The 611-nt window shown below is 64.3% G+C and carries 2 protein-coding genes; both read left to right on the forward strand.

Annotation, left to right across the window (positions count from 1 at the left end; all coding sequences use genetic code 11):
* On the forward strand, window positions 1-200 hold a 200-nt coding region (locus AACY08_RS28020), incomplete at its 5' end, for a glutathionylspermidine synthase family protein (protein ID WP_339472350.1).
* 173 nt (window positions 201-373) lie between these two features.
* A partial coding sequence (locus AACY08_RS28025) for a carboxylesterase family protein (RefSeq protein WP_339472351.1) occupies window positions 374-611 on the forward strand: 238 nt, incomplete at its 3' end.

A 611-nucleotide genomic window follows, 5' to 3' on the forward strand; every position in this document is an offset into this window, starting at 1 on the left:
CGCTCGACGAGCAGGCCGGTCCCTACGGGGCTGAAGGCTTTGTCCGCCAGGCTCTCGCGCCGCTGCCGAATTTCTCGGGCTTCTATTGCGTCGTCGGCAGTTGGCTCGTGAACCATGAGCCCTGCGGATTGTCGATTCGCGAAGACGAGAGCCCGATCACCGGCAACAGCTCGCGCTTCCTGCCCCACGCAATTCTCTAGAGCAATTTCGGTTCTGATTGAATCAGAACCGAAGCTCTGGATTCTAGTTTTGACGCGTTTTCTTTACGCGAACCGGTATCCACTTCGCTCGAAATCGCTCTAGCTCCGCTTGTGTTGTCGCGCGGACGACGTAACCTGCCGGTCAACAGTCCATCGAGTGTCCCGGAATGCGCATGCTGTCTGCGCTTGTTGCGGCGGCCGTCCTCGTCTGCGCCGGCGCGGCCGCCGGCCAGCCGGTCGGTCAGTTTCCCTTTGCGCTGACGCGCGAGGGGCAGATGCTCGGCGCCGTCGCGGGCGAGGTGGCCTCCTTCAAGGGGCTGGCTTACGCGGCGCCGCCGGTCGGGCCGTTGCGCTGGCGTCCGCCGCAGCCGCCGCCCGAGAGTTCGGAGATGCGCACGGCCTATGACTATG

Source organism: Pseudomonas sp. EL_65y_Pfl1_R83 (assembly GCF_963970695.1).
Taxonomy (GTDB): Bacteria; Pseudomonadota; Gammaproteobacteria; order Pseudomonadales; family Pseudomonadaceae; genus Aquipseudomonas; species Aquipseudomonas tritici.